The sequence below is a fragment of the Rhodospirillaceae bacterium genome (assembly GCA_018660465.1).
Classification (GTDB): Bacteria; Pseudomonadota; Alphaproteobacteria; order Rhodospirillales; family JABJKH01; genus JABJKH01.
Genome location: JABJKH010000105.1, coordinates 1 through 3,740, shown reverse-complemented (window position 1 = coordinate 3,740; position 3,740 = coordinate 1). Strand labels below are relative to the sequence as shown.

The 3,740-nt window shown below is 50.7% G+C and carries 6 protein-coding genes; 3 read left to right on the top strand and 3 right to left on the bottom strand.

Annotation, left to right across the window (positions count from 1 at the left end; genetic code table 11):
* Positions 1-312: 312 nt before the first annotated feature.
* The 3 genes from HOM51_18220 to HOM51_18210 all read right to left on the bottom strand — a co-directional run bounded on the left by HOM51_18220 (position 313) and on the right by HOM51_18210 (position 1,808).
* A complete protein-coding gene (locus HOM51_18220) occupies positions 313-744 on the bottom strand; it encodes a BLUF domain-containing protein (GenBank protein MBT5036454.1) in 432 nt (143 codons plus the stop codon).
* A gap of 40 nt (positions 745-784) precedes the next feature.
* A complete protein-coding gene (locus HOM51_18215) occupies positions 785-1,270 on the bottom strand; it encodes a glutathione peroxidase (GenBank protein MBT5036453.1) in 486 nt (161 codons plus the stop codon).
* Between the two features lie 112 nt (positions 1,271-1,382).
* On the bottom strand, positions 1,383-1,808 hold the full coding sequence (locus HOM51_18210) for a DUF393 domain-containing protein (GenBank protein MBT5036452.1): 426 nt from the start codon (positions 1,806-1,808) through the stop codon (positions 1,383-1,385).
* Between the two features lie 164 nt (positions 1,809-1,972).
* Here HOM51_18210 and HOM51_18205 point away from each other — a divergent pair, with 164 nt between their 5' ends.
* The 3 genes from HOM51_18205 to HOM51_18195 all read left to right on the top strand — a co-directional run bounded on the left by HOM51_18205 (position 1,973) and on the right by HOM51_18195 (position 3,691).
* Positions 1,973-2,281 (top strand): hypothetical protein, encoded by a 309-nt coding sequence (locus tag HOM51_18205; protein MBT5036451.1) that lies wholly within the window; start codon positions 1,973-1,975, stop codon positions 2,279-2,281.
* A 154-nt stretch (positions 2,282-2,435) separates the two neighbouring features.
* Positions 2,436-3,212 carry a formylglycine-generating enzyme family protein gene (locus HOM51_18200; protein MBT5036450.1) on the top strand — a complete coding sequence of 259 codons (777 nt, stop codon included), beginning with the start codon at positions 2,436-2,438 and terminating at the stop codon, positions 3,210-3,212.
* Entirely contained in the window at positions 3,209-3,691 is a 483-nt protein-coding gene (locus HOM51_18195; GenBank protein MBT5036449.1) for an NADH:ubiquinone oxidoreductase complex i intermediate-associated protein 30, read from the top strand. Before HOM51_18200 ends, HOM51_18195 begins: the two co-directional genes overlap by 4 nt.
* Positions 3,692-3,740 lie beyond the last annotated feature (49 nt).

Sequence of the window (3,740 nt, the reverse complement as noted above, 5' to 3'; positions counted from 1 at the left end):
TCGTGGACCTGTCAATGGGGGCCGATCAGAACAGTTGTTTACGCCCGATCGGTCGGCCGCGTATTTGCTGGACGTTCTTGCCTTTCTGACACCCGGTCAATCGGGAGGGGTGTTCGCTTGGGACGGACGGGAAATTGCGCCTTGATCACCATCGCAGGAACTGCATCGTTGCGGCATGATTGAGTAAACGCTCAAAGCGGGTATGGCTCCGTGTCGCAGCATTTCCCAACGGCGATTTCCTGCCATTCCGCATAGAAACTCGTAAATTTTGAATAAAGCGGCATGAAGCCGCGCAGATGGCGATGTAGGCGCCTAGGTATGCGGAGAATTCTTATCCAAGGGTTGGTGATCGATGAACGCCCTTATCACCTCCATACTGTCGTCCATGTTTTCCGCCAAGGAGAACAGCGTCAACTTGTCCAAGTCCCATTTCCATTGGAGAGGCTGCAAGTCACCCTCACCGGCGAACCCCATCTCCCAGTTCGGAAAGATCCGATCGTCCGTTTCTCCCTGACTAATCGTCTTAATCAACTCGTGTCGAGTATCGTTCTTGATCTTTTCGTAAAGGGCCGTAACCGATTCTTCCGGTCCTTCAAGGAACTGAAAGAACTCCGGCTTTTTGTAAACAAGGATACCTGTAACTCCATTGGCCGAGTTGTTCTTTCGGGACGCGTGCAGAATGTCTGCGATTTCGACATCCGAACATTGTTCCGACGCTTTGCTAACATAAAGAATGAAAAACATTATCTGTCCTTTTTCGAATCAAGTTGCATTTTTTAGAAGGTTATTGGTTTTGAGGTAATGATGATCCAACGACTCCGGTGATACGCTTCGACATTGGGGCCGTTGCTGTTGAAAACCAATCGACCAACTGGCCGTCTGGCGCAATCAAGTATTTGTGGAAGTTCCAACGAGGCTTGGCCATTACGCCAAGCTGTTCTCCCGCCCATCGGTAAAAGGGATGCGCGTTGGCGCCCTTGACGTGGACCTTTTCCGTCAAGGGAAAGTCGATGTCGAAATTGATTTCGCAAAAAGTTTTGATTTCAACTTCTGTCCCAGGCTCCTGACCGCCGAAGTCATTTGACGGCACGCCGAGCAGGACGAAACCTTCCCCCCGATAGCGTTCCCAAAGCTTTTGCAGACCAGCATACTGGCTGGTGAAACCGCAAAAAGACGCAGTATTCACAATCAGCACCGACTTTCCGGCATACTTCGATAGAGGCAAAGGTTCCCCTTCAATCGAAATGAAGGAAAAAGTGTGAGCTGTCACGGAACGCTCTGATGAGGCAAAAAGCGTTTCTGGCACGAGAAATATCGACACCATGAAAGCAACGCGGATGGTATTCCAACAAATGTCCATTTTGGGGCGACTACTTCCATTCTCATTGCGTCGACTTGAGGCAAGGGAAGCCGGAAAAGCGCTGTTGTAGTTTCGGGCGCACATTGAGAAATACGGTATACCCCAACTCTAGTCCCCAAACGAGAGGAGGGCGACGTAGAGTTAACCCTAGCAGCCTCAACCTCGGGATCGCCGTCCACAACTCGGTGAATGCTCGTGCACCGTCAACGACCCGCCCCTCCGCCAACTCGACATGAAATCGCGCCAAAGCCGCTTCCCGCGTCAAGCCGCCTGGTAGCACACTCTCCGTGCAAGAGGAGACATCGACCCACTGGATCTGTTCGGATGGCGCGATCTTTTGATAGTAGCCCATTTCTCGGGCACAAATGGGGCACGAACCGTCGTAGAAAACCTTGAGGTTTGCGATGTCTCGATCACGATGATCGAGCGCTGGTTTTATGTTTGCCATAGATTTCATCATGCGAAGTTGTACCGATAATCTATACGGTTCAAAAACGTGGCTGGATCACGCCATGGAAAACAAAAGTTCTCCCGACTTTGGGCTGACGGATGATCCAATTGTTGTGACAGCGCGTAATAGAGGTAGGTGAAATCTAAATATTGGAATGTAACATGATTAAGCAAATGTACGGCGTCGTGATGAGCGAGAACCTTAACTCCCTGAGACGGCTGCCCAAAATTGTCCGCTTTCAGTTAATGACAGTGCTCGCCCTTATGTGGTCTGTCGTGTTTTGTGTTTGGATGGGCGCTTTATCGATGGTCGGCCCCTCGATGGCGGCACATGCCATACTTCTCGTTGGAATATTCTTTACCGCCGACATTTTTCGACGATCCCAAATTCGGAGTCCGCTAGATCATAGAAGCAAATTCAAGGACCCAAGTGATGGGTGTGTGCGTTACGACGATTTATGGGGCGGTTGACGTTCAAATTCGCGACTATCGCTAGAACCACATCGATGAGAGATGGTTAGCCGATGGTGGTGTTCTCATTGGCAATGACGATAGTGTTGTCAGTTGATGTTTCGATTCTATATGGACCCATAGACGCTCTCTTTTAGTAGAAATTTTACGCGCCATGAATGTTTTTGGATCAAGCCTTAAGTGTATTCGGTCGTTCGCAATTGGCCTTATCAGTCTCTTTTGCTCCGTCCAAGTAGGTGCATTAGCGGCAGGGGACATGCAGCGGGTCGTGGGCTTTGAAATCGATAGAACCGAGGTTTCTGTCGGATATTATCGGGGGTTTGTTGAGGCGACTGGCTATACCACTGCAGCAGAACGCGCCGGCGGTGGGTTGGTTTACGAGGCAGGTTGGCAAAAGAAACTAGGTTGGACTTGGAAAGCACCATTCGGGACACCGGCCCAAGACAATGAGCCTGCCGTTCACGTGACATTTGATGATGCCTCCGCTTACTGCGAGTGGGCAGACAAACGTCTCCCAACTGACGAAGAATGGTCGCAAGCCGCGTATACGGAATACCGTGTTTCTCCTCCGGCGCCGTTTCAAGCGGACACGACCTACCCTTATCCTACCGGGAGCGAACCGACAGGTGCAAATTGTCTAAGAGATTGCGGTGACAATCCGTCGATTGACTATAGCGATCGATTGAACCGGGGAATCGGACATGCTCCCGTCGGTGTAACGTCTGCTGGCGTCAATGGGCTGTACGATATGGGAGCTAATGTTTGGGAATGGACTGAGAACGGATCAAAGACCGATAAAGGCACCCGCGGCGGTTCATGGTGGTATGGAGCTTACCGCATGCGATCCGATGATTACGCCACGAAACCTCGCGATATGGCGGTCGTCTATATCGGCTTTCGATGCGTTCGCGACGTTGGGGTGAAACAATGAACCCACTCGAATTACGGCCCGATTGGGAGTTCGTTGCAGACACAGTAATGGGGGGTGTCTCAGTCGGGCAGGTTACCTCTGGAATCATCTATAAACGTCACGCTGCTCGACTTACAGGCAAAGTCTCATTGGATAACAATGGCGGTTTCGTTCAGATGGCTTTTGACATCAATGATGATGGCACAGATTTTGATGCGTCCGCATACGTAGGCATCGAGATTGATGTCTATGGGAACGATGAGGTTTATGACGTTCGGCTACGGACGTCGGTTCTAGCTAGGCCATGGCAATCATACCGCGCTTCATTCACAGCGAAACCGAAGTGGTCCACCATCCAGCTTACGCTTGAGCAGTTCGTTCCTCACAAGACTGAAACGCCATTTGATGCGCGATGTCTTCGACGGATTGGCATATTGGGAATTGGCCGTCAGTTCGACGCAGATATTGCGGTGTCGGGCATCAGGCTTTTAAACGTTTAGGGCCGATTAATATGTCAGATCAGGTAGACATGAAGAACACAGTCAGCCT